19 protein-coding genes and 1 tRNA gene are annotated in these 23,705 nt (G+C 64.6%); 5 read left to right on the forward strand and 15 right to left on the reverse strand.

Annotated features, from left to right (window positions below; genetic code table 11):
• Window positions 1-147 precede the first annotated feature (147 nt).
• The gene (locus tag ABDB81_RS02360) at window positions 148-1,671 is read right to left on the reverse strand and encodes a fumarate hydratase (protein ID WP_346809587.1); all 1,524 of its coding nucleotides are present in this window, start codon (window positions 1,669-1,671) and stop codon (window positions 148-150) included.
• Between the two features lie 144 nt (window positions 1,672-1,815).
• Window positions 1,816-2,412, reverse strand: coding sequence for a TIGR00645 family protein (locus ABDB81_RS02365; protein WP_346809589.1), 597 nt, complete (start codon window positions 2,410-2,412; stop codon window positions 1,816-1,818).
• 356 nt (window positions 2,413-2,768) lie between these two features.
• Between ABDB81_RS02365 and acs the strand changes: the two genes are divergently transcribed.
• From acs to ABDB81_RS02385, 4 genes are all read left to right on the forward strand, one after another.
• A complete protein-coding gene (gene acs / locus ABDB81_RS02370; RefSeq protein WP_346809591.1) occupies window positions 2,769-4,751 on the forward strand; it encodes an acetate--CoA ligase in 1,983 nt (660 codons plus the stop codon).
• Between the two features lie 109 nt (window positions 4,752-4,860).
• Window positions 4,861-6,912 (forward strand): sodium:solute symporter family protein, encoded by a 2,052-nt coding sequence (locus tag ABDB81_RS02375; RefSeq protein WP_160472706.1) that lies wholly within the window; start codon window positions 4,861-4,863, stop codon window positions 6,910-6,912.
• Between the two features lie 51 nt (window positions 6,913-6,963).
• Window positions 6,964-7,054: transfer RNA gene (locus ABDB81_RS02380), tRNA-Ser, on the forward strand.
• A 321-nt stretch (window positions 7,055-7,375) separates the two neighbouring features.
• Entirely contained in the window at window positions 7,376-7,579 is a 204-nt protein-coding gene (locus ABDB81_RS02385; RefSeq protein ID WP_137927867.1) for a hypothetical protein, read from the forward strand.
• Between the two features lie 14 nt (window positions 7,580-7,593).
• Here ABDB81_RS02385 and ABDB81_RS02390 read toward each other — a convergent pair whose 3' ends face one another.
• Window positions 7,594-8,148, reverse strand: a complete 555-nt coding sequence (locus tag ABDB81_RS02390; RefSeq protein ID WP_137927866.1) for a hypothetical protein — start codon at window positions 8,146-8,148, stop codon at window positions 7,594-7,596.
• Between the two features lie 154 nt (window positions 8,149-8,302).
• On the opposite strand from ABDB81_RS02390, the gene ABDB81_RS02395 reads away from it, so the two are divergent.
• The gene (locus ABDB81_RS02395) at window positions 8,303-8,428 is read left to right on the forward strand and encodes a hypothetical protein (RefSeq protein WP_255459328.1); all 126 of its coding nucleotides are present in this window, start codon (window positions 8,303-8,305) and stop codon (window positions 8,426-8,428) included.
• Window positions 8,429-8,442: 14 nt separating this feature from the next.
• Here the strand turns inward: ABDB81_RS02395 and ABDB81_RS02400 are convergent, their stop codons facing one another.
• The 12 genes from ABDB81_RS02400 to bcsZ form a co-directional block, all read right to left on the reverse strand.
• Window positions 8,443-9,156: a GGDEF domain-containing protein gene (locus ABDB81_RS02400; RefSeq protein ID WP_137927875.1), complete on the reverse strand. Its 714-nt coding sequence runs from the start codon at window positions 9,154-9,156 to the stop codon at window positions 8,443-8,445.
• Window positions 9,157-9,193: 37 nt separating this feature from the next.
• Window positions 9,194-9,583: a DUF1987 domain-containing protein gene (locus ABDB81_RS02405; RefSeq protein ID WP_346809594.1), complete on the reverse strand. Its 390-nt coding sequence runs from the start codon at window positions 9,581-9,583 to the stop codon at window positions 9,194-9,196.
• 24 nt (window positions 9,584-9,607) lie between these two features.
• Window positions 9,608-10,180, reverse strand: a complete 573-nt coding sequence (locus tag ABDB81_RS02410) for a SiaB family protein kinase (protein ID WP_137927864.1) — start codon at window positions 10,178-10,180, stop codon at window positions 9,608-9,610.
• 31 nt (window positions 10,181-10,211) lie between these two features.
• The gene (locus ABDB81_RS02415; RefSeq protein WP_346809596.1) at window positions 10,212-11,435 is read right to left on the reverse strand and encodes a SpoIIE family protein phosphatase; all 1,224 of its coding nucleotides are present in this window, start codon (window positions 11,433-11,435) and stop codon (window positions 10,212-10,214) included.
• Window positions 11,436-11,575: 140 nt separating this feature from the next.
• Window positions 11,576-11,806, reverse strand: a complete 231-nt coding sequence (locus ABDB81_RS02420) for a YhjR family protein (protein WP_237380137.1) — start codon at window positions 11,804-11,806, stop codon at window positions 11,576-11,578.
• Complete coding sequence (bcsG, locus tag ABDB81_RS02425) at window positions 11,803-13,380, reverse strand: cellulose biosynthesis protein BcsG (protein WP_346809598.1); 1,578 nt, start codon at window positions 13,378-13,380, stop codon at window positions 11,803-11,805. The genes ABDB81_RS02420 and bcsG overlap by 4 nt, the downstream gene beginning before the upstream one ends.
• A 30-nt stretch (window positions 13,381-13,410) precedes the next feature.
• On the reverse strand, window positions 13,411-16,014 hold the full coding sequence (gene bcsA / locus ABDB81_RS02430) for a UDP-forming cellulose synthase catalytic subunit (protein ID WP_346809600.1): 2,604 nt from the start codon (window positions 16,012-16,014) through the stop codon (window positions 13,411-13,413).
• Window positions 16,011-16,790 (reverse strand): cellulose biosynthesis protein BcsQ, encoded by a 780-nt coding sequence (bcsQ, locus tag ABDB81_RS02435; protein WP_237380135.1) that lies wholly within the window; start codon window positions 16,788-16,790, stop codon window positions 16,011-16,013. The genes bcsA and bcsQ overlap by 4 nt, the downstream gene beginning before the upstream one ends.
• Entirely contained in the window at window positions 16,787-16,987 is a 201-nt protein-coding gene (locus ABDB81_RS02440; RefSeq protein WP_137927860.1) for a hypothetical protein, read from the reverse strand. Before ABDB81_RS02440 ends, bcsQ begins: the two co-directional genes overlap by 4 nt.
• 3 nt (window positions 16,988-16,990) lie before the next feature.
• A complete protein-coding gene (bcsE, locus tag ABDB81_RS02445; protein ID WP_346809602.1) occupies window positions 16,991-18,748 on the reverse strand; it encodes a cellulose biosynthesis protein BcsE in 1,758 nt (585 codons plus the stop codon).
• Between the two features lie 15 nt (window positions 18,749-18,763).
• Window positions 18,764-22,558 carry a cellulose synthase subunit BcsC-related outer membrane protein gene (locus ABDB81_RS02450; protein WP_346809604.1) on the reverse strand — a complete coding sequence of 1,265 codons (3,795 nt, stop codon included), beginning with the start codon at window positions 22,556-22,558 and terminating at the stop codon, window positions 18,764-18,766.
• Window positions 22,540-23,682 carry a cellulose synthase complex periplasmic endoglucanase BcsZ gene (gene bcsZ / locus ABDB81_RS02455; protein ID WP_346809606.1) on the reverse strand — a complete coding sequence of 381 codons (1,143 nt, stop codon included), beginning with the start codon at window positions 23,680-23,682 and terminating at the stop codon, window positions 22,540-22,542. Before bcsZ ends, ABDB81_RS02450 begins: the two co-directional genes overlap by 19 nt.
• Between the last annotated feature and the right edge of the window lie 23 nt (window positions 23,683-23,705).

Consider the following 23,705-nt stretch of genomic DNA (forward strand, 5'->3'; position numbering starts at 1 on the left):
GGGGTTTTCTCCCCTCTCCCGCGAAGTGGGGGAGGGGCGGGGGAAAGGGTGGGCAGTTCAAATAGCCATCGCGGCAAGCAGAACCTCCAGCCCTCTCCCCCAACCCCTCTCCCGCAGGGCGGGAGAGGGGAGCACTACCAAGACAGCTTAGGCCGCAGCGACCGGAATCTTGCCGATCTTGGCTTGCCATTCCGCCGGGCCGGTCTTGTGAACCGAGGTGCCCGAGCTGTCCACGGCGACCGTGACCGGCATGTCCTTGACGTCGAACTCGTAGATCGCTTCCATGCCCAGGTCTTCGAACGCCAGCACCTTGGCACCGTGGATCGCCTTCGACACCAGATACGCGGCGCCGCCGACAGCCATCAGGTAAGCCGACTTGTGTTTCTGGATCGATTCGATCGCCACGGGGCCGCGCTCGGCCTTGCCGATCATCGCGATCAGGCCGGTCTGCGACAGCATCGTCTCGGTGAACTTGTCCATGCGGGTAGCGGTGGTCGGGCCAGCCGGGCCAACCACTTCGTCACGCACCGGATCTACCGGACCCACGTAGTAGATCACGCGATTCGTGAAGTCGATCGGCAACTTCTCACCCTTGGCCAGCATGTCGGCGATGCGCTTGTGCGCGGCGTCGCGGCCGGTCAGCATCTTGCCGTTGAGCAGCAGGGTCTGGCCCGGCTTCCATGCAGCCACCTGTTCCGGCGTCAGCGTGTTCAGGTCCACGCGTTGCGACTTCTCGGTGTCAGGTGCCCATTCCACCTTCGGCCAGGCGTTCAGGTCCGGAGCTTCCAGTACGGCGGGGCCGCTGCCATCCAGCACGAAATGCACGTGGCGCGTGGCGGCGCAGTTCGGGATCATCGCCACAGGCTTCGACGCGGCGTGCGTCGGCGAGGCCATGATCTTGATGTCGAGCACGGTGGCCAGGCCGCCCAGGCCCTGCGCGCCGATACCGAGCGCGTTGACCTTCTCGTACAGCTCGACGCGCATTTCCTCGATCCAGTCCTTCGGACCACGGGCGATGATGTCCTGGATGTCGATGTGCTCCATCAACGATTCCTTGGCCATGACCATCGCCTTCTCGGCGGTGCCGCCGATGCCGATGCCGAGCATGCCCGGCGGGCACCAGCCGGCGCCCATCGTCGGCACGGTCTTCAGCACCCAGTCAACGATGGAGTCGGACGGGTTCAGCATGACGAACTTCGACTTGTTCTCGGAGCCGCCGCCCTTGGCCGCCACCTGGATGTCCACGGTGTTGCCCGGCACGATCTCGTAGTGGATCACGGCCGGCGTGTTGTCCTTCGTGTTCTTGCGAGCGCCTTCGGGCGGGCTGACGATCGAGGCGCGCAGCACGTTGTCCGGGTGCGTGTAACCGCGGCGCACGCCTTCGTTGATCATGTCGGTCAGGCCCATCGTGGCGCCGTCCCAGCGCACATCCATGCCCACCTTGACGAAGATCGTGACGATGCCGGTGTCCTGGCACAGCGGACGCTTGCCTTCGGCGCACATGCGGCTGTTGGTCAGGATCTGTGCAATCGCATCCTTGGCGGCCGGACTCTGTTCCAGCTCGTAGGCACGGCCCAGGCTGGTGATGTAGTCCATCGGGTGGTAATAGCTGATGTACTGCAGCGAGTCGGCGACGCTCTGGATGAGGTCTTCTTGCTTGATGACTGTCATTTTTGTGGGGGAGGGCAGCGGTGAAACACAGCCCGGGATGATACCCCATGGCGACGACGGCTGTATGGCATGCATACAGCCGTCGACAGCTTTGGTCGGGTATTTGTGCGGGGCGAGGAAGTCACCCCGGCGACGTAGGAATGTTCAGTGTGTCTGTTGCGCCGCACCATCGGTGGCGGTGTGTCCATTTCCCTGGCTGGGCGCTGGATGCGGCCCGTGGGAAACCATGCGGTCTACCCAGGCCATGGCCAGCGCCGAGGCCAAGAACGCCACGTGGATGATCACTTGCCACATGATCGTATGGGTGCTGCGCTGGTCTGCATCGATGAAGGTCTTCAGCAGGTGGATCGACGAAATGCCGATCAGCGCCATCGACAGCTTGACCTTGAGAACCCCGGCGTTGACGTGGTCGAGCCACTCGGGCTCGTCAGGATGGTTGTCGATGCCAAGGCGCGACACAAAGGTTTCGTAGCCGCCCACGATCACCATGATCAGAAGGTTCGAGATCATCACGACGTCGATCAGGCCCAGCACCACCAGCATGATCTTGGTCTCGTCATAGGTGGTCACATGCGACAGCAGGTGCCAGACCTCGACGAGGAAGTGGTAGACGTAGACGCCCTGCGCGACGATCAGGCCGAGGTAGAGCGGCAGTTGCAGCCAGCGCGAGGCGAAGATGATGCGCGGAATCGGACGGAGGGGGCGATACGAAGGTTGCGGACGGTAGGGGGTGTCGGCCATGGGCGTGCGGATCGGTGTGAATGTCAGCAGACAATTGAAACGGGTCCAGATTGTACCGTGCGTCTTATGACATTGAATGCGCACGCTAGTAACCGAACGTCACCGCGGCGCGTGCCAAAAGGCGATTGCCCTGTTCGGGTATTGCAGGCACCGTGTAGATAGCTGTGCTAAGTTAGTAGTGCCGACTGCACTTGTGCCCCCAGTCTCCCGCGTCTGGCCCCGCTTCTGCTGTTGCAACGCACCACGCGTGTCGCGTGTGGGTTGGCGTTCGACTGTCAGGCCTGACCGTCAGGTTTAAGTAAGGCGCCGGGCGTACCTTGCACGCAAAGCAGTCATAAAGCCAACAGGAGACAACCATGTCCGCCATCGAGTCGGTGATGCAGGAGCATCGCGTTTTCAATCCCCCCGAAGCCTTTGCGAAGGATGCGGCCATTCCCAGCATGGACGCGTACAACGCCTTGTGCGCCGAGGCCGAGAAGGATTACGAAGGATTCTGGGCGCGCCATGCCCGCGAGCTGCTGCACTGGGACAAGCCGTTCACCAAGGTGCTCGACGAGAGCAACGCGCCGTTCTACAAGTGGTTCGACGACGGCGAGCTCAATGTCTCCTACAACTGTCTCGAACGGAATATCGACAAGGGTCTTGGCGACAAGACCGCAATCGTGTTCGAGGCCGACGACGGCACCGTCACGCACGTCAGCTACAAGGACATGCTGGCCAAGGTCAGCCGCTTTGCCAATGGCATGAAGGCCCTCGGCATCAAGAAGGGCGACCGCGTGGTCATCTACATGCCGATGTCCGTGGAAGGCGTCGTGGCCATGCAGGCGTGCGCACGTATCGGCGCCACGCACTCGGTGGTGTTCGGCGGCTTCTCGGCGAAGTCATTGCAGGAACGTCTGGTGGACGTGGGCGCCGTGGCGCTGATCACGGCCGATGAACAGATGCGTGGCGGTAAGGCGCTGCCGCTGAAGGCCATTGCCGACGAGGCGCTCGCGCTGGGCGGCTGCGAAGCCGTGAAGCACGTGGTCGTCTATCGCCGCACCGGCAATAACGTGGCCTGGACCGAAGGCCGCGACCGCTGGATGGAGGATGTCTCCGCCGGCCAGCCCGACTATTGCGAGCCGCAGCCGGTGGGTGCCGAGCATCCGCTGTTCGTGCTCTACACCTCGGGTTCCACGGGCAAGCCGAAGGGTGTGCAGCACAGCTCGGGCGGTTTCCTGCTGTGGGCACTGATGACGATGCGCTGGACGTTCGACATCAAGCCCAATGACCTGTTCTGGTGTACCGCCGATATCGGCTGGGTCACCGGCCATACCTATATTGCCTACGGCCCGCTGGCGGCTGGCGCCACGCAGGTAGTGTTCGAAGGGATTCCGACCTTCCCGAATGCCGGCCGGTTCTGGGAAATGATCCAGCGCCACAAGGTCAGCATTTTCTACACGGCGCCCACGGCAATCCGCTCGCTGATCAAGGCGGCCGAGGCGGACGAGAAAATCCATCCGAAACAGTACGACCTGTCCAGCCTGCGATTGCTGGGCACGGTAGGTGAGCCGATCAACCCCGAAGCGTGGATGTGGTACTACAAGAACATCGGCGGCGAGCGTTGCCCGATCGTCGATACGTTCTGGCAGACCGAGACCGGCGGCCACGTGATCACGCCGCTGCCGGGCGCCACGCCGCTGGTGCCGGGTTCGTGCACGCTGCCGCTGCCCGGCATCATGGCAGCCATCGTCGACGAGACCGGGCAGGACGTGCCGAACGGTAGCGGTGGCATCCTGGTGATCAAGCGTCCGTGGCCGTCGATGATCCGCACGATCTGGGGCGATCCGGAGCGTTTCAAGAAGAGCTACTTCCCGGAAGAACTCGGCGGCACGCTATACCTGGCCGGTGATGGTTCGATCCGCGACAAGGAAACGGGCTACTTCACGATCATGGGCCGCATCGACGACGTGCTGAACGTGTCAGGCCACCGCATGGGCACGATGGAGATCGAGTCGGCGCTGGTGTCCAATCCGATCGTGGCCGAGGCCGCCGTGGTGGGTCGTCCGGACGATACGACGGGCGAGGCCATCTGTGCGTTCGTGGTGCTCAAGCGCTCGCGTCCGACCGGTGACGAAGCCACCAAGATCGCGGCCGAACTGCGCAACTGGGTGGGCAAGGAGATCGGTCCGATCGCCAAGCCCAAGGACATCCGTTTCGGCGACAATCTGCCGAAGACCCGCTCGGGCAAGATCATGCGCCGTCTGCTGCGTTCGCTGGCCAAGAACGAGGAAATCACGCAGGACACCTCGACGCTGGAGAATCCGGCTATTCTCGAACAGTTGAAGCAGACGCAGTAAGCTGCTGCGCGCGTGACCGATTCGCGCTGTGCCCGTTCCGGCGTTGCCCGGGGCGGGCATTTTCATTCCATCGCCTTGCGCTGCCGCTTCCTACGTTGATGCGTCATTGATGCCAGATACCCAGTCGCGTTTCCGCAACCGGTTGATGCTGTACTACGGCCTCTTCACGCTGGGCCTGTTCGCGTTCGTCGGCATGATGGGGTTGCTGGAGCATTCCAATGCAGATGCGTTGTGGCTCGGCTATGTTTTCCTGTTCGTCACGATTGCGATCTATGCGTGCATCGGGCTGATCTGCCGCACGTCGGATCTCAATGAGTACTACGTGGCGGGGCGGCGCGTGCCGGCGATGTTCAACGGCATGGCGATTGCTGCGGACTGGATGAGCGCGGCGTCGTTCATCGGGCTGGCCGGCATTATCTTTGCCTCGGGCTACGAGGGGCTGGCCTATGTCATGGGGTGGACGGGCGGCTACTGTCTGGTGGCGTTCCTGCTGGCGCCATACCTTCGCAAGTACGGCGGCTACACGATTCCCGATTTTCTCGCCGCACGCTACGGCAATGGCCGGCCGGGCGGCAACATCCCGGTGCGCGCGATTGCCGTGCTGGCCGCGTCGCTGTGTTCATTCGTCTATCTCGTGGCGCAGATCCAGGGCGTGGGACTGATCGTCACGCGTTTTATCGGCGTGGAGTTTGCGGTCGGCGTGTTCTTCGGCTTGGCGGGCATCCTCGTCTGCTCGTTCCTGGGCGGGATGCGTGCGGTGACCTGGACGCAGGTGGCGCAGTACATCATGTTGATCGTGGCGTTTCTACTGGCCGTGTCGTTGATCGCATGGAAGCATCATCAGCAGGTGCTGCCGCAGATAGGTTATGGAGGGCTGCTGAACCAGATCGAAGCGGCGGAGCAGCGGCTGGAGAAAGACCCGGCGGAGCGGCAGGTGCGCGAGATGTTCCTGAAGCAGGCCGTGGACCTGCAGGATCGCATCGCACGGTTGCCGCAGTCGTTCATCGAGGACCGCAACGCGCTGGACGCGCGCCTGCTCGAACTCCGTGCGCGCAATGCGCCGCTACGCGAGATCAAGACTGTGGAGCGGGAGCGGCAGGCATTTCCGGTGGATGCAGCCGATGCCCAGCAGCAATGGAGCCAGATGCGCGCCGAGGCACTGAGCCGAAGCCAGCCATCGACACCATCGGCGGAACCCTATCCGGCTGCCAGCGAGCAGGAACGCGACACCCGCCGGCTTAATTTCGTATTGCTGGTGTTTTGCCTGATGGTGGGTACGGCGAGCCTGCCGCACATCCTGACGCGGCTCTATACGACACCTTCGGTCAAGGAAACGCGCAACTCGGTGGCCTGGGCCGTGTTCTTCATCGCACTGCTCTATGTCTCGGCGCCGACCCTCGCGGTGCTCGTCAAGGCGGAGTTCTTCCAGCATCTGGTGGGAACATCCTATGCCGACTTGCCGCAGTGGGTGGTGCAATGGCGCAAGGTCGACCCGCCGGTTTTTGGCATTCGCGATATCAACGGCGATGGCATCGTGCAGTGGGCCGAAATCCTGATCCAGCCCGACATGATCGTGCTGGCCGCCCCGGAAATTGCGGGGCTGCCTTATGTGATCTCCGGCCTCGTCGCCGCAGGCGCGCTGGCTGCCGCGCTGTCTACTGCCGATGGGCTGCTGCTGACCATCGCCAACGCGCTTTCACATGACGTCTACTATCACATGATCGACCGGCAGGCGAGCCACCAGCGCCGCGTGACCACGGCCAAGATCGTACTGCTGGCCGTGGCGTTATTTGCCTCGTACGTCACCTCGCTGCGCCCCGGCAATATCCTGTTCCTCGTTGGCGCGGCGTTCTCGCTGGCGGCGTCGAGTTTCTTCCCGGTGCTGGTGCTGGCAATTTTCTGGCGCCGCACGACGGCAGCCGGCGCCGTGGCCGGCATGGCAACCGGACTCTCCGTTGCGGTCTACTACATCTTCGTCAACTATCCGTTCTTCACTCGCATGACGGGCATTTTCGGCAACCGCTGGTTTGGTGTGGACCCTATAGCGTCAGGTGCGTTCGGCGTGCCAGCCGGTTTTGCCGCTGCGATTCTGGTAAGCCTGATCACGCCACGCAACGCGCCGGTGATCGACAGGCTCGTGAATTATTTGCGGAAGGGGTGAGGTCCGTTCTCTGGACACCCGTCCGGATCCTGTTATAATCGCCGACTTCCCGGAGAGATGGATGAGTGGTTGAAGTCGCACGCCTGGAAAGCGTGTATAGGTTAATAGCCTATCAGGGGTTCGAATCCCCTTCTCTCCGCCAGAATACAAATGCCCGCGCAAGCGGGCATTTTCACATCCGGAGAGAAGCAAGCCAACAGTTTGGCTTGCGTAGGGGAGTCGAAGGGATTGGCTTGCAAGCCAATCCGCGGCCTGCGCCCGGGTAGGCGAATCCCTTCTCTCCGCCAGAATACGAACGCCCGCGCAAGCGGGCGTTTTCGTTTCCATTCGTCGCGCGATGACTGCGCCGTCCGAAATTGTGAGGTTTACGCCCGGCCCCCTGGCGCCTATAACGGCAAGGTGCCCCGGAAGACACGGGTATCCGTACCACATCGTCTCGTAGCGCATTCTGGGAGGGCAAGACATGCCGTACCGCAAGATTGCTGGTGTCGTGATGGTGTTGCTCCTGACTGGTTGCCTGTCTCGCCAGACGAATCATCTCCTGCCTCCGGCGCCCGAGCCGCCGCGTATGTCGACGCAGCAGAATGCCAACGAGAAGGATGGCATGGGCGTGATGGCGCCTGCCGGCAGTACGTCGATACGAGCAGGGGATACGCCCGTCCGCTAGTGGGAGGGTAAGCGCTACGGCAGTGGTGGCCTGGTCTCATCGATTGTCTCGCGGTCAAATCCGAACAGGATCTGCCAGGGAGTCACTCGGGATACTGCGGAATTCCGGCCGGATTCGAATGCGCTGAGTATGTTCGAAGACATTGCGGCGTTCAGCGATGCCAGACCGATGATCGTTCCGCATGCCGCGAACCAGATGTTCCACTTCAGGGACCGGAAGTCCTTGCGAAGTTCCGCCATCTCGTTCTTGATAGCCTGGAAATCGGCTCTCCACTGCGCTCTCTCGTGTTTCTGGTTTTCGATGTCGGCCGCCAGATTGTCGCGGTGCTCCTGATGCTTGCGATCGTTCTCGGCCTTCCATTCCGCCAACGTCGCACGGAATTCGGCTTCACGCCGCTCATCATCCGCCCGCTCCTTGGCCCGCCGTCGTTCATACGAGTCGTTCCACTGCCGCCTTAATTCGGCCTCGGCCTCATACCTTTCCCTGGTCAAGGCCGAGAAGTGCGCCATCTGGATATCGAATTCGTTGCGGGTGACCGGACCGCTGCGTGTCCGTCTTCGTCTTTGCATACCTGATCCTCGTGAAAGAAGTGGTTCAGGTAAGACTGTCCACGGAACGGCAGTGGAGGGACATAAGACGATTCGCAAAATGCGGATGGATTGACTACGCTGAAACTGACTACGCCTCAGATCACGCGTTAAAACCACACTCACGGAGTCACGCATGTCGAAGGAAAGCTCGGGCATTGCCTTTCCCACCCTGATTGCGTTTGCCGTGGCCGGCATGGCGCTGACGGCGTCGATCGTGCTGGCGTACTACGCCACGCATCCGAACCGCATCGAACGGTAGGGCCAGGAAGGAGGTCAGGCGGCGGCCTGCTCCACGCGGTTGCGGCCGCCGCGCTTGGCCATGTAGAGCGCTTCGTCGGCGCGACCGTAGGCATGGGCGAAGGTGCGGCCCTGGGCGGACCAGCTCACGCCGAAGCTGGCGGTGATGGTCCGGTCCACTGGCGCGGCGCAGCGATAGCTGGCAATAGCCTCGCGCATCCGTTCGGCCAGGGCCATGGCGTCCGGCAGGGCGACGTCGGGCAGCAGCGCCGCGAATTCCTCGCCACCCACGCGGCCGATGGCACCTTCCGCGCAGATCGTGTCCTTGAGGCACGCGGTCACGCCGCAGATCACGGCATCTCCCACGGGGTGGCCGAAATCGTCGTTGAGCCGTTTGAAATGATCGATGTCGAGGACGATCAGCGCCAGGCTTCCGCGCGCCAGTGCGGCGGTGGCGAGGTCGATCACGGCGCCGCGATTCAGTGCACCGGTCAGTGTGTCGTGCGTGGCCCGATACTCCAGCTCCTGCGCCAGTTCCTGGAGCCGGTGGTTCAGCCGGTTCATCTCCAGTTCCTCGCGGTCGCTGCGACGGATCAGGCGACGGGTCTCGCGCATCAGCCGCTCGTAGTAGCTGATCAACTGACCCAGCGTATGGCGATAGGCGTCCTCGCCGGCGTCCACGTCGCAGAACACGGCCTTCGCGTGGGCGAGCACGCTGTTCTCGGAGTCGAACAGGTCCGGCTCGGTCACGGCGGACGGAAGGATGTCGCGGGGGGCGTTCAACGGTTCAACTGTTGGCGGTCACTTCGTCGATGAAGTCGATGGCCGGGAAGTCGGCATGCAGTTCTTGGCCGAACTCCAGGATCGTGTCGTCGTCCTCGTCGTGGAACCAGTGCAGGCGCACATGGTTGCCACGTTCGGCGGCTTCGTTGAGCGCATCGAACATGCTGAACAGCATCTTGGTGCTGGAGCTGTTGAAGTACGTCAGCGCCACGTTGACCGTGACCGACGCGTCCTCGTAGTCGGCCAGATAGCGGCGCAGGCGGGCGATGGCTTCGCCGTAGAAGACGGCCGCGTTCTCCGGATAGGATTCGCCCTTGAGCGATAGCGTGTGGCGCGCAAAGTCGAAGCTCACTTCTGGCGAGCTTGGCGTGGCGGCGATGAACAGGTTTTCCATGGCTGGCTCTGTGCGATCGGCGGATCAGATGGTGGCGACGAGCTGGAACATCGTCGAGACCGGGTCCGTGTCGATCGGCTGAAAGTTGTATTCGAGGGGGGCGCTGGCATCGCGTGCCATCGTCAGGAGTCCGAGTCCTGCCCCCTTGCTGCCTTCCGGTGCTTCGGCGCGCAGCGTCTGCTTGTAGGCGACCTTGATCTCGTCCAGCGTCATCGTGCGCACCTTTTCCAGCGCGCCGCGCAGTTGCTCCACGCGCATCGACGATACCGGGTTGGAGCACATCAGCCGGTAGTGCTCGTCCACCATGCTGATGCAGACCGATCCGTGGCGCAGTTGCCCGTCAGAATGGGATTCTTCCGTCAGCGAGTCGGACGAATAGTGCACGATATTCTGCGCCATCTCCACGAACGAGGAGAACAGCTTGCGTCGCGTAGGACCATCCACGCCGCTGACCGTGAGCTGCAGGCGCACGGCATCGGACATGGCGGCGATGATGTTCTGCGAGAAATAGCCGACGTAGTAGAAGATCACGTTGCGTTCCCGAGCCATCTGGAAGAACGGCTCATATTCCTTGTCAATCGAATGTGCGGCAGTCATGTGCGGGGGATGTGGCGCGCGGCCGGAATGGTCATCGCGCGCGGAAACAGAAGAAGGTCAGGTCGTCGCGACGACGCTGCTCGCCCTGCCAGGCCCGGTGCGCGTCGAGCACGGTCTCGCTGACGCTTACGGCCGAGGCGTCGGGTTGCGCGCAGATCGCCTCGCGCATGCGCCGCTTGCCGAACGCGATTTCGCGAGGGCCGCCGATCTGGTCGACCAGTCCATCCGTGGTCACGAATACCAGCGTGCCCGCTTGCGTGGGGACGGTGACGTTCTGCCAGGCAAAATCCATGGCGGTGTCCACGTAGCCCACGCCCATGCGCGCGCCGTTGACCATCTCGCCATCGGCGTCGCCTGGCTGGCGGACGAACACAAACGACTTGGCCCCGGCGAATGTCAGTGCACGCGTGGCATTGTCGAACCAGAAGAACGCGGCATCCATGCCATCGTCCGACGCCGACGCGTCTGGCACCAGGCGCGGCTCGCGATCGTTCTGTCCGAGCATCTGCTTGATGCCGCGATTCACCGCGGCCAGCAGTGCGCCGGGATCGCGCGGTCCGAGTTGATCCAGCGCCTGGCCGAGCAGCGACGATGCGATCAGCGTCATGAATGCGCCCGGCACGCCGTGGCCGGTGCAATCGGCCAGCGCGGCGAACCAGCCATCTTCGAACGCGGCAAAGTGATAGAAATCCCCGCCTACCACGTCACGCGGTTCCCAGACCAGCGCGGCGTCGGGCAACGTGGCCGCCAGGGATTCGCGCGAGGTCCGCAGCATCGCCCGCTGGATCGTGCTGGCGTAGTCGATGCTGTGCATGATCTGGCGGTTGCGCTCGGCCTGCATGTCCGCCACTACGCGCATGAGTTGCAGACCTTGCCCCAACCCGATGTACTGGCCGTCGCGCGCGATGATGAATCCATCGGCCAGCGCTTTCTCGCCGTACTCCACGGTACGGAAGGTGAGGGCGTCGATACTCATGGCCGCGTCCACCACCAGCGGTTCCTTGTCCATGAACGCGATGCAGCTCTTGCGGTTGTAGAGTTCGCGGTGATACGGCTTGCTCATCTGGGACAGGAAGATCGACCGGTTGATCAGGCCGATGGGCTTGCCTTGCTCGGTGACGGGCAGGCAGGCGAGGTCGCGGTGCAGCCCGAAGACATCGAGCACATCCTGGTTCGTATGGTCGGTGGTGACGGATGGCGTCGGCGCGGCCAGATCCTCCGCGCAGGGCTGCCGGAAGCGCGGTCGGGCAGCCATAGGATCCACCAGAAAGCCGGACATGACGAAAGGACCAGGGAATTGGAAGGTCCAGAGTCTAGGCAGCGTTTATGACGAATCCGTGACGCGCAGTGTCATGCGGGTGTGATTCTCGGCCCCTCTCGCGAGGGGTGGCGGCATTAGGATTCCGGGGTGGTATCGGGAAGATCCGATGCAGGCGCGATGCCTAGCGCTCGCGCCAGCATCGGCCACCGCTGCATGGCTGCATGGGTCTCCACCTCGCCCTGCTGGTCGAAGTAGTGCTGCGCGTCGAAGCCCTCGACATGACGGGCCAGCGCGTCGATATCGTTGTAGGCGATGCCGGCCTTGCGCGACGTGATGGACCGGCTCAGGCCGGTGACCTTGCTCATTTCTGTTCCACCCATACGCCGTCCGGGGTATGGATCACGTAGCCTTCGGTGCGTTTCATCGTGATCGTGCCCTCGTTCTCGCCCACCATCGCTGTTTGTGGCAGGTCTTCGGCGTAGTGCGTCAGCGCGGGAGCGCCCGCACGGAACGGGCTGTCGGCCACGAGATTGAATACCAGTTGCGACAGACCGAGAAAACTCATCGGTGCGTCGATCGTCACAGGTGCAGCGGGTTGTCCTTGCGACTGTGCCTGCGGTGCGGGCAGCCCCACGAGCTTGACGCCAACGGGAACGTGGATGATGTGCGGCGTGGGAATTTCCCGCAGGCCCGAGATCTGGTTCTTGTCGCCGCGCAGCGCTGCGCCGTGCTCGGGCACGAAGACCACCACAGCGCGGCGGCCCGACTTCTCGATCGAGTCGATGATGCGGTCCACGTCGTCGAGCAGAGCCTTCAGGCGCAGCGGGTACGACTCCAGGCTGGTCAGCCGCTTGCCGGGCAGCCGATTGCCATCGTGCAGCGTCACCGTGTTGTAGTACAGCGCCACGGGTTTGCGCGTCTTCGGCAGCCGGCTGTACCAGTGGTCGAAGGTGGCGAAGTCACCGAGGATCGGGGAATTGTCGAACGAGCGCATGGCCTCCGGTACGCCTTCGGTGGCCTCGGCCTGGATGCCCGGCACGCCAATCTCCTTTTCCACGATGGCGCGGAAATTGTCGAAGCGGCCATCGTGGTTCATCAGGATGTGCGGCGCAAATCCAGCCTGCGCCAGATCGGCAAACAGATGGCATTGCTCGGGATCGGGATCGTACAGGTCCTTGTGCGCCTCTTGCCCGCACGAGGCGCGCATCACGCGGATGGCCGCCGGGCCACTGTAGCTGGCCGCCGAGCTGAAGTTCTTGAACAGGTAGTCGAAGCGCGAGAGCAGCGGATGGTTGGTGCTTTTGGCCGCGTCGAGATCGTCCCAGGACAGCGAGCAGATATGCAGCAGGATGACGTCGAACTGCGCATCGGGGCTCGCCGTCAGCGGCGTCATGGTGGCGCTGCGCTGTGCTTCCTTCTCGCGGAACGCGGCCAGGATGGCGTCGTAATTATTGGTGGCGTCGATGTTCGCACGCGGGCTGTCGGCCGTGCGCGCGGCGGCCTGTCGTGCGCCGGCACCCGGCAGGTTGACGCCGAGCCCATACCAGAACGGCATCGCGAACAGTGCGATCAGTACGAACGTGGTGGTGCGCACCCAGCGGTTGACCAGCAGGAACAGTGCAAGCACCAGCAGGGCGGCTACCACGAGCTGGATCGAAACGATCCGCTGCAGCAGTTCCAGCAGGTAGGCCGGTGTGAACTCGCTGATGTTGGTGAACTGCGAAATCACGCGCTCGAACGGCGGCAGTGTGGATTCGTGCCACGCCAGCGCGGCGCCGAAGCCGATGGCCAGAAGCTGGCGGATGATGCGCAGCGGGCGCGACTCCATCGGCGCCACCAGCAGCAGCGCGAACACGATGTTGACGAGCCATATCGGATGCATCTGCCCGGTATGGAACAGGTAGAGCTTGACGAGGAAGTAGAGGTTCCAGAGTCCCATGAGGTCTCGCTTGCGTTGCCGTGCGAACGGTCAGGGCTGGCGCGATCGTCGTCGCGCGACGATGACGTCCACCGCATCCATGAAGGCATCGTAGAGCCGCAGCAGGCCCTGATAGCCCATCTCGATCACTTCCTTGAGGCTGCGAAGTGGCGCGTCCACGCGCTCGTCATCGAGCCAGTCTATCCATGCGTCGGCGCGGCCGAACGTGCACTGGATCAGTTGTGTTTCGCGCTGTACCGTCAGGTCTTCCATCCGTACGCCGAGATGGCGATTCACGTTGCGCGTGACCACGGCGGGGAAGTGATAGGTGCGCGGTCCGCGCGACAGGCAGACGCCCAGGCGTGCGCCTTCCTGCAGCGGCACGTCGATCGGCAGCACCACGCCGAGACCACCCATCGAATAGTTCTCGGTCTTGCACGCCAGCGTGCGTCCATCGGGCAGCAGCAGCGTGGCCGGCACGCGCATGGGAATGCGGTGCGACACGCGCACCTGCCGCGCCTCGCGTGCCACGCCGATGGCCGCGCCCAGCATCATCAGGTTGAACAGTGCCCACGCCATGTTCATCAGCACCGTGGCGGGTTCCTCGGTGCCCTGGAACAGCAGCCGTCCGATGCCCGCACCCAGGCCGATGATGTTCAGGGCCAGCAGGAACAGGTACGGCTTGGAGATAGTCCAGTCGAGGTAGTCATCGGCAATCTGCCCGCCCTTGGCCGTGACGTTGAACTTGCCGGCGCGCGGGTTGATGAAGGCCACCGTGGTGGGCAGCACGATGTACCACGCCAGCACGGATTCATAGACCTCGGCCCAGAATGAATGCCGGAAGCGGCCTTGCAGCCGGGAGTTGGTGATGTTGGCGATCATCAGGTACGGCAGCACATAGGCCGTGATCATCAGTGCCGAGGTATTGATCACGTGCAGCCCGAAATACAGGTATGCAATCGGCATCGTCAGGAAGATCAGCCGGGGGATGCCGTAGAAGAAGTGCAGCATCGCGTTGCTGTAGCAGAGGCGCTGAAAGAACTTCAGTCCCTTGCCGAGCATTGGATTGTCGAGCCGGAAGATCTGCGCCATGCCGCGTGCCCAACGGATGCGCTGCCCGATATGGCCTGACAGACTTTCCGTTGCGAGCCCTGCGGCCTGCACCGTGCGCAGATACGCGCTGTTGTAGCCACGGCGGTGCAGCTTCAGCGCCGTGTGTGCATCCTCGGTCACGGTCTCGACAGCGATACCGCCCACTTCGAGCAGCGGCCCGCGCTTGATCACCGCGCACGATCCGCAGAAGAACGTGGCATTCCAGAAATCGTTGCCGTCCTGGATCAGTCCGTAGAACAGGCTGCCCTCGTTTGGCACGCGACGGAAGGTGTCGAAGTTGCGCTCGAACGGATCGGGCGAGAAGAAGTGGTGCGGCGTCTGCACCAGCGCGCATTTCGGATCGGCGAGAAACTCGCCCATCGTCATCTGCAGGAAGGAACGCGTCGGGATGTGGTCGCAGTCGAAGATCGCCACGTAATCGCCATGGGTCTTTGGCAGCGCCGCGTTGATGTTGCCCGCCTTGGCGTGACGGTTGTCCGTACGTGTCAGATAGCCGACGCCTGCCTCCCTGGCGAACGCCTCGATATGGGGCCTGCGGCCATCGTCGAGGATGAACACGCGCAACTTGTGCGCGGGCCAGTCCATGCTGCGCGCGGCGAAGACAGTTGGCTGGATGACGTTCAGCGATTCGTTGTACGTGGGGATGAAGACATCGACCGTCGGCCACTGCGTGGCATCCACCGGCAGCGGCTTGGGTTTGCGGTGCAGCGGCCAGGCGGTCTGCAGATAGCCGAGTGCCAGCACGATCCACGTATAGATTTCCGCCGCGAAAAGGATATAGCCTATGGCGGCTTCGGTGGGCGTGGCGAACTGCAGCGTCTGCGTGGAACGCCACCACATGTAGCGGCCCGCCATCAGCGTTGACAGCGCGATCATCGTGATCGTGGCCAGCCGGCCGGGTACGCGTCGCACGATCGACAAGCCGATCCAGATCACGGCGAACATCAGGATCTGATCCGCCAGCGGCAACGGCGTTGTGCTGACCGCGAGCACGGCGATAGCGGCGAGCACCAGCGAGACAGGCAGTACGAACGGAATGCGGCCGATGCGCGCCGACATCGTTTCAGTGACGTACGCCACGCGATTCCAGTCGGGCCGCGGCAACCGTTTCGATAGCTTGTACCGCAAACGGCTCATGCCGTGCCATACAGGTTCGACGATACGGTCGAGCGCGCGCCGCAGCCAGCCGGTGCGCTCGGGGTCGACCGTACCGCTGCGCTGTTTGCGCGGATCGGCTGCCAGTCGCACGCGGGGTTTCGGCGGACGCACGAACAGTCGCCAGATCCACGTGCCGGCGTGGATGTGATTGCGGTTGCGCCCATTGGCGACACCTAGCCGGGCGAGTGCGCGCCGATAGAGCAAGGTGGCCCACTCGGCGGGGATGTCGGGCTTGCCGGGGCGGGGCGGTTGGAAGAACAACCGCAGCAACCAGTCGCCGATATGCGGCTGGGCACTGGTGCTGGTGCCAACGCCGAGCTGGCGCGACAGCCAGTCGCGTACCGACGCGAACCGCATCCGCATACCCGGCGAGCGCGCATTCATGCCGCACTCCCCTCTGCGATGGCGGACTCGGGGGTGTCGATCCACGCGGCCAGCCACGATGCGAGGCCATTCAGATCGTGCGCGGCCTGCGAGTGCGGCGTGCTGCGACTAAAGCTCTCGCTGCGCGCCAACGCATCGGGCACGCTGCTGTCCTCGTGCACGTGATAAGGCAACATCGCGGCGCCCAGCATCGCCTGCAGCATGGCGATGATGTCGACATGAAGCTGACGGGCAGGATTCAGCCGCGTGGCGAGATACCGCGCGGTCTTGCCGCGTGCAGCGAGGCTGTCGGCCAGGCGGCGCACCGTCAGGCAGGTCTCGGGCTGTGTCGGGAGCAGCACCAGCACAAGGTCAGCCGCGTCGATCGCCTGGTCCGCATGGGCGGAGGGCCACGGCGTGGTGTCGATCAGGATCGCGCCACCGTTGGGCAGATCCACGGCTTCCACCTGACGGGCGAGCCAGTTCGCGGGCAGGCGCTCCATCGCACCGGCTTCGACGCTGTCGCCCCAGGGGACGAACAGCACGCCATCGTCGCTGCGCTGGCCCGCTGCCGCCCATGACGCGGGCGCGGTAGCGTGCAGGCAGGCACCGAGTCCGTCGATGGCCGCCTCACGCAGGCCGAAGTGAAATCCCAGCACATTGCGCGGATCGCACTCCATGGCGAGCACCGCATGGTTGCGCCACGCCAGCAGCGAGGCCAACTCCGCCGTGAGCGTGCTGCGTCCGGCGCCGCCCGTGGTGGACACGATTGCGATGGTCCGGCTCATGTCGCTCATCGGCCGTCTCCGCTGCGCACCTGCCGCTTGCCGCGTATCACCATGGCCTGCAACTGCGGCGGCAGGCGCACGGCGCGGCGTGGTCGGGGTGCTGTCCAGCGCGGCAGCCAGCGCAGCAGGTCGAGGCGCCACGTCAGCCACGCCAGTGGCGCCGCCAGGATCAGTCCCCAGATGAAGTAGCCGAGAAAGATGGGCATGGGTCAGTCCTGAGGTTTGAGTGGCACCGGATAGTGCTCGGGCAGCGCGCGTGCGGCACCCTGCGTGGTGCGCCGGGGTGTCACCAGCGGCAGCGTGGCCGGTGCGGGTGCATCGACGATGACGGTACCCCTGGAGGTTTCCGGCTGCGCGGGCGGATGGCTGTCCCGCTGCGCAGGCAGCCACGTGCTGTAGTCGGGCGGCGGATACTCGGCCACTTCGGCATCGAAACGGGTCAGCACTGCCGTGATGGATTCGGCATCGCCGCTGCGCAGGTCGCCCTGGAACAGATCGGCCATGGGTTTGCGGAACACGCGCTGGCAGACCGCATCCACATCGTCCATGCGGCAGGCGAAGAAGAAAGCGTAGAGACTGTCGGCGCCAGCCGTGCACAGATCGCCCGCGCGGCTCATCTGGCAGGCGCGCAGGGCGTCGATGTGCGCCACCTCCGGCAGCAGCGGCAGTTGCAGCAGCACATGCGGCAGCTTGACCATGCGGCTGCGGTCCACCGCATCGCGCACCAGTGCGATGAAGGTCGAGGCGGTGACGTAGCCGCTGGCCGTGGTGGTCAGCACGGCCGACAGCGCTTCGTGATAGTCGGCAAGGATGGGCCGTGAGAACACCTGTCCTTGCAGGCCATCGATCATGGATTGCATACGCGCGAAAGGCGTGCGTTGCGCAACCACGGCATTGGCGCCGAGGTTCAGCATGAGCAGTTCGTAGTGCTGGCGCATGGCTTCGCGGTCCTCGCGGATTACGATTTTCAAGGCGCGGCCCCCACTGCGCCGCAACCGGTGGACCTGCCCCGCCAGCATCTCCAGGTCACGACTGCCGGCGTAGTGCAGGATCACAGTGGCTGCCACCGATTTGCTCGCGGTTGCCACTGCGGCTTCATTGCTATCCACCACGCGCCAGGATTCGGGGATAAAGCGCTCGCGCAGCACGGCGTCGCGACTGGCAATCACGCGATCCTCGTCCGGCGCCAGCATGCCCGCATCTTCCACGGCGCCCTGGTAGGTATCGGCGGCCACCATCAGCCGCTGCTCGTGCGGTGCAAAGCGCAGACGGATCACTTCACCGGCCACCACGGCCTGATCGTCGCGCCAGAAGGCCACTTCCCAGGTGTATTGCCCCTGCTGCTGAGATAACTGCACCGCTCCGGCAAAGCGCCCATGAAACCCTTGCAGGTCAGGCGGCGCGTGGCCCGCTTCGAGTTCGGGCGGTGCCATCACGAGCAGCAGCGCGCACCGCTCCTGCGCGCACCAATCGCCGAGACGTCCACCGGCCTGCGTCATCGCAGTGGCGTCCTGCCAGTCGATAAACGCTTCGGCACCTTCCACGAGGAACGGTGTGCCACGCGCGCCGCATTGATCCACCAGCGCGTCCAGGGCTTCCATCAATGCATCGATGCCGGCGCGGCCCGGTTGGGGTTGCAGGGCGCACAGGTTGGCACGCGCATGCATGGCGCGCGGCACGTCGATATCGAGGCCATGTTCGCGCAACGCGCCAGCAATGCCTGCCGCATCGCGGTTCGCCAGTACACAGGCGGGGCCGCGCAATGCAGATGCGGCGGTTTGCCAGAACAGCGCATCGCGCGCAGGCGAGGACCGCGCGTAGACCACGTGTGCCCGGCCCGGCGTCAGCGTGGCCAGTGCGGGCGCGAGTCCTTCGATGGCGAGCATGCTGCGCGCCTGCAGTCGCGCGAGCAGCGGGGCGCGCGAAGACGCAGGGGAAGAAGCGGGGCGGCTGGCGGCGTCGTTCATCGCTGGCTCGTTATCTCAATAGGCCGAGTAGGGGCGGACCGGCGTGGGCGGGAAGGGCACCGGCATCTGCCGCTTGTCGAACAGGTAGCGTAGCCACGCCATGGCGCGGTTCGGCGCGTAGTCGCGCGAGCGGTCGATCGAAAATCCCGCGCCCACCACCCAGTGCGGCGCGAACGTGTATTCCACCGTGGCGCCGAGCGTGTAGCTGAATCCACCGCCCGATCCGCCGCCATACTTTGCATCGCCGCTGAGTGCCTGCAGGTCCGGGCGCGTCGGGAAGAATGGCGCTTCGTCCTCGTACGTGAAGGACCACCCCGCCGAGCCGATGAAGCGCCACGACCACTTGGCGTAGCGGCCTGTCCAGTCCAGCGGAATGCCGAACGACACATAGCGCTGCGGGCTGTAGTAGCCGCCGTGGCCGAACGTGTAGAAGCGCTGGTTCTCCGAGTAGTGCCAGTAGTTGACCACCAGGCCGCTTGTCACGCGCTGGTCGCGCTGCGTGTAGACCGGCACATCGAAGCCCGTGCGCACTGTGACTTCGCGATTGGTTTTCACGTTGTCACCAGTGTAGAGGCCGTAACCGACGTCGGCAAACAGGCCGACGCGGCCCACGTCGCGCGCGTACCGCACGTGTACGCCATTGCGCACGATGCCGCCCCATGTCTCGCCCGTCACCGGGTCACGCGCGCCCGCGTACGAGATCAGGGAACTGGTCTGCGCGCGCCGCGAGATATCGACGGTCACGGCTTGCGCACCCAGGTCCGCGCGATAGCGGAAGCCACCTACCACGGTGGATTCGAGAAAGCCCAGCGGCGTGGTGCCGATATCGGCGCGCCAACTGTTGTAGGCACCGTCGTACTCGTAGCCAGCGGCCAGCGCCACACCTTTGTCGTTTTCGCCGATATTGCCGAGCCCAGCATTGCCCAGCGCGGGAATTTTGCCGAACTCGAGGTTGCGGATGCTGCTGGCGCCGCGCAGCGTGCCGGCATCGAGCAGCACGGTATCGGCATGAAAAAAGGCGTGGCCCGCGTAGCCGTTCGGAATCCGCACATAGAGCGGGATCTCGGTGGCATGAAGCTTGGAGATGCCATCGTCGCCGGACTTGTTCGACTGCATCACCGCCGTGGACACTTCGCCCTGACGACGTGCTTCCAGACCGGCAAGCGCGCGTTGTGCGGGCGTGCCATCGCGGCCGGGGGTGACGCTCTCGCGTTGCTCCAGGCCCAGCGCCGAGCGATAGATCTGCGCGGCGTCGTTGAAGTCGCCACGCGACTGGGCAATGCGTCCGCGCTGCACCGTGATATCGGCGCGATTCGGAAAACGTGCGTCGAGGGCATCCACGACTTCAGTGGCTTCGTCCTCGTGGCGCATCGCGGTGAAGCGGCGCGCTACCGACAGGCGTGTATCGATATCGTCCTCGGGTGTTTCGGCCAGCACGGTGCGCACGATGTCGAGCGCCTGCGTGGTGTCGCCGCGTCGCTCGTACTGACGTGCGAGCGTGAGTTGCGCGCCGGCGTCATGCGGCTGCGTGGCCAGCACCTGACGCGCGGCATCGGCGGCGCCCTTGTAGTCGCCATCGGCTTCGCGCAGATCGGCCAGTGTCAGCAGCCAGCGCCGGTCGGTCTGCTGCGCGGCGGGCACGGCGTCGAGCGTGCGCTGTGCCTGTTTCAAGTCACCAGCATCGATCTGCCGGTCTGTCTCGCGCAGCGCCAGGCGCAGGGACTGGTCGGCCACGTCGCGACGTTCTTCGGGCGTGATGCCGGGCAGGGCGTTGGTCTCCGCGATCCATTGGCGCAGGGCATCGTCGCGATCGGCTGCGGCAAGCAGTTCGCCATAGCGCAGGCGGATGTCGATGTGCGGATCGCCGGGATGTGCGGCAAGCCAGTCGCTGACCAGTGCGAGTCCCTTGTCGGCTTCGCCCAATGCAATCCATTCGCGGCCAATCGATGCCAGCATGTGGCCGTCATCCTTCGCTTCCACAGCAGCCTGTTCCAGCAATTGCCGCGCCTCCGCATCGCGGCCTTCGGCCACGCGCTGGCGCGCATCGCGCAGCATCTGCTGGGCCGCAAGGTTGTGGCCGAGATTGCGCATGCCTTCGGAGCGGTCGGCCTGCGGCACGGCAGCGAGGATGGTTGCAGCGGCGTCGATGTCATCGACGCTGTTCAGATACAGCGCGGTGGCATAGCGCATCTCGCTGTTCGGCGCGGTTCGCATGCCATCGTCCATTACGCTGCGGCCGAGTGCGGGCAGCCCAAGATCGCGATAGACACGTGCGAGCGTGAAGCGCGTCCACGGCGCATCGGGCTGCAGACGGATAGCGTCTTCGAGATTGTGGATGGCGGGGCTGCGCTTTTGTTGCGCGAGCAGGCGGTCCGCGCGGGTGGAGAGCAGGTCCGCACGCATCGCGCGCAGGTCGCTGGCCGAACCGCGCATGCGCGCTTCCTGGCTGGCGATCAGCGGGCCCACTTCATCGTCGCGGCCTTCCTTCTGCAGCAACTCGGCCAGCGTGCGCAGCGTGCCGACTTCCGGTTTGGGCCGCGCCAGCATCTTGCGCAACAGCGCCTCGGCTTCCGCGTCCTTGTTCTTCGCGACGAGCGCATCGGCCAGCACGGCCTCGGCGTTCTCGTTGTTGGGTTGCTGGGCGAGGGCCTGACGCGCCAGTGCTTCGGCTTCGGCGGGCTTACCTTGTTGGTTGGCCTCGCGCGCACGGGCGACCGTGCCCCAGAACGTGGCCGTGGCAATCAGACCGCGCCACTTGTTGCTGGGATCGAGCTGCTGCGCGCGCGTGAACAGTTCGCGTGCTTCGTCGTGACGACCTTCGCGCAACCGCACGAGTCCGAGACCGCCCACGACCTCGGCATCGTTACGGCGCTTCTGATACGCCTTTTGCAGCGCGATGTCGGCGTCACGCGTGTTGCCGCGTTCGAGCTGGTTCAGGCCGCGCTGCCGCGCCTGATAGGCCGGGTCTGCTTCCACCTTTTGCCGGGCGGTCGCGCGTTTGCCCAGCGCGGCCAGCGTTTCCTGCGCGGACTTGTCATCGGGCGCTTCTTTCACGTACCGCTCGAACCAGACGTAGTAGTTGGGGTCGTCGTTGACGCGATTGAGCGTACGGCGCCACAGGTCCAGTGCCGTGGTGCGGTCGCCGTCGGGCCGTTGCGTCATGCGATAGAGAATGCCGAGACCTTCCTGCCGCGTGGCTTCACGGTCGGTCAGCAGGTCTGCCAGCGCCAGTTGCAGGTAGTTGTCATCGGGATGCTCGCGGGTGCGGCGCCGCAGTTCCGAGATCGCCTCGTTGCGGCCTGCTGCAGTGCTCGACAGGATGCGGTAGTAGTCGCGCGCCAGATCGCCATCGGGCGCGCCGCGCGGAAACAGCTTGCGCAGGCGTGCCACGGCTTCGTCGTCCTTGCCGGTGCGCGCCGCGAGCCGTGTGGTGGCCATCTCGCGCTTGTCACGCGTGGCGATGCGGTAGGCGTCTTCCAGTTCGAGCGCGGCGGCGCTGCCCGGCGCGGCGGCCTGTAGTGCCTTGAGATACTTGTCCGCTTCGGCGGGGCGGTTCGAGCGGATCTCGATCAGCCCCATCAGTTTCAGGGCCTCGGGCTGCCTGGGATCGATGACGAGCGCTTTTTCCAGAATGCCGCGCGCCATGTCGGCGCGATTCTTGGCCTCCCACATCCGGGCGGCCGACAACAGTTGCACCATCTGCGCGGACGGTGCGGCTGCGGATGCTGGCGCTGCATTGGCAGCAAGGCCGGGAAGGGCGGGACTGGCCAGCAGCAGCGCCAGCGCAGGGGCTAACGCGTGGCGGGGCATGTGGCATCCCAGGCCGGCACCAGCGTGCCGTCCGCTTCGAAGCGGAAATGTTCTTCCAGATAGCCAAGCCCGAACAGCGCCAGCACCTGGCTGTAGTAACCGAATGGCTCCTGCGCGGCCAGCGTGCGGGCGCGGCTTACCTGCTTGGCAGCCACGCCGTCCTGCCCCAGCGCGGCGAGGTAGGGCGCCACGGCTGCGGAGAATCCGCCGTTGCCAGCGTTCGGGCCGAACGTGCCCGCTTGCGTATCGACGTGCTCGGGCGGGTGGCCATGCGTGGCCACGTAGTCGGCCATCGGACGGAATGCCTGCAGCGCCGTGGTGCGCAGCGGGTCGCGCGGGGCCATCATGCCGATCCAGAGATAGACGCGGATCGCGTTGTACGAGCCGTTGGCCAGCGTCTGCGTATCGGGCACGAAGCCGCGCCCCTTCTGATAACCGACCCAGTCCGGCGAGAAGCCCTTCGGCGCGGTATCGACGATGAGTTTGGCCGAGGTCTCCACCAGTGCCTGCCAGCCGCTTTCCTCGGGCAGTGCTGCGGCCAGGCGCCGCATGACGGGCATCGGCACATAGCTGGGATTGAGCCGCCAGAGATCGGGCGAGGGATGGAAACCCACGGGCCCCGGCAACAGCGTGCGGCCCAGGCCAGGCAGGACCGCCGTTTCCTCACGCATCACGCGACGCGCCATCAGCGTGCCCAGTGCCGTGTAGCGGCGCTCCTTCCAGAGCCGGCCCGCTTCCAGCAGCGTGTAGGCGATCCACAGGTCGGCATCGGAGGCGGGGTTGGCATCGAGCACGCCCCACTTGCCGATTTGATCGCCTTCGGTGTGCTTGCCCCAGATCCACGCGGGCAGATGCGCCACGAGATCGCCCTGGGCGAGGTTGTTCTCGGTCCAGGTCAGCAGCTTGTCGAAGGTGGCGCGGTCATTGGCGGCCAGCGCAAAGAACAGGCCGTAAGCCTGTCCTTCGGACACCGTGGCCTGCTGCGGCGTGCTGGCGTCGATCACGCGGCCATCCGGGCTGATCGTGGTGCGGCGGAAGGCTTCGTAGTCGGGCCAAGGGCAGGTGGCGGCGAAGCCGGGCGCGACGCCACCCAGCGCGCAGACCAGCAGGCAGCCCGCAGCCATTCGTCGCAGCCAGCCCTTCGCCC

Origin of the sequence: Cupriavidus sp. DL-D2 (assembly GCF_039710735.1) — a bacterium.
Classification (GTDB): domain Bacteria; phylum Pseudomonadota; class Gammaproteobacteria; order Burkholderiales; family Burkholderiaceae; genus Cupriavidus.

What these genes read in the sequence shown, in the direction of transcription:
- ABDB81_RS02410 (WP_137927864.1), bottom strand. Translation starts at nt 10,180, where the DNA reads ATGACTGCCGCACATTCGATTGACAAGGAATATGAGCCGTTCTTCCAG.
- ABDB81_RS02420 (WP_237380137.1), bottom strand. Translation starts at nt 11,806, where the DNA reads ATGAGCAAGGTCACCGGCCTGAGCCGGTCCATCACGTCGCGCAAGGCC.
- bcsA (WP_346809600.1), bottom strand. Translation starts at nt 16,014, where the DNA reads ATGAATGCGCGCTCGCCGGGTATGCGGATGCGGTTCGCGTCGGTACGC.
- ABDB81_RS02385 (WP_137927867.1), top strand. Translation starts at nt 7,376, where the DNA reads ATGCCGTACCGCAAGATTGCTGGTGTCGTGATGGTGTTGCTCCTGACT.
- ABDB81_RS02365 (WP_346809589.1), bottom strand. Translation starts at nt 2,412, where the DNA reads ATGGCCGACACCCCCTACCGTCCGCAACCTTCGTATCGCCCCCTCCGT.
- bcsG (WP_346809598.1), bottom strand. Translation starts at nt 13,380, where the DNA reads ATGGGACTCTGGAACCTCTACTTCCTCGTCAAGCTCTACCTGTTCCAT.
- ABDB81_RS02415 (WP_346809596.1), bottom strand. Translation starts at nt 11,435, where the DNA reads ATGGCTGCCCGACCGCGCTTCCGGCAGCCCTGCGCGGAGGATCTGGCC.
- ABDB81_RS02440 (WP_137927860.1), bottom strand. Translation starts at nt 16,987, where the DNA reads ATGCCCATCTTTCTCGGCTACTTCATCTGGGGACTGATCCTGGCGGCG.
- bcsE (WP_346809602.1), bottom strand. Translation starts at nt 18,748, where the DNA reads ATGAACGACGCCGCCAGCCGCCCCGCTTCTTCCCCTGCGTCTTCGCGC.
- ABDB81_RS02375 (WP_160472706.1), top strand. Translation starts at nt 4,861, where the DNA reads ATGCCAGATACCCAGTCGCGTTTCCGCAACCGGTTGATGCTGTACTAC.
- bcsQ (WP_237380135.1), bottom strand. Translation starts at nt 16,790, where the DNA reads ATGAGCGACATGAGCCGGACCATCGCAATCGTGTCCACCACGGGCGGC.
- ABDB81_RS02360 (WP_346809587.1), bottom strand. Translation starts at nt 1,671, where the DNA reads ATGACAGTCATCAAGCAAGAAGACCTCATCCAGAGCGTCGCCGACTCG.
- ABDB81_RS02390 (WP_137927866.1), bottom strand. Translation starts at nt 8,148, where the DNA reads ATGCAAAGACGAAGACGGACACGCAGCGGTCCGGTCACCCGCAACGAA.
- bcsZ (WP_346809606.1), bottom strand. Translation starts at nt 23,682, where the DNA reads ATGGCTGCGGGCTGCCTGCTGGTCTGCGCGCTGGGTGGCGTCGCGCCC.
- ABDB81_RS02450 (WP_346809604.1), bottom strand. Translation starts at nt 22,558, where the DNA reads ATGCCCCGCCACGCGTTAGCCCCTGCGCTGGCGCTGCTGCTGGCCAGT.
- ABDB81_RS02395 (WP_255459328.1), top strand. Translation starts at nt 8,303, where the DNA reads ATGTCGAAGGAAAGCTCGGGCATTGCCTTTCCCACCCTGATTGCGTTT.
- ABDB81_RS02405 (WP_346809594.1), bottom strand. Translation starts at nt 9,583, where the DNA reads ATGGAAAACCTGTTCATCGCCGCCACGCCAAGCTCGCCAGAAGTGAGC.
- acs (WP_346809591.1), top strand. Translation starts at nt 2,769, where the DNA reads ATGTCCGCCATCGAGTCGGTGATGCAGGAGCATCGCGTTTTCAATCCC.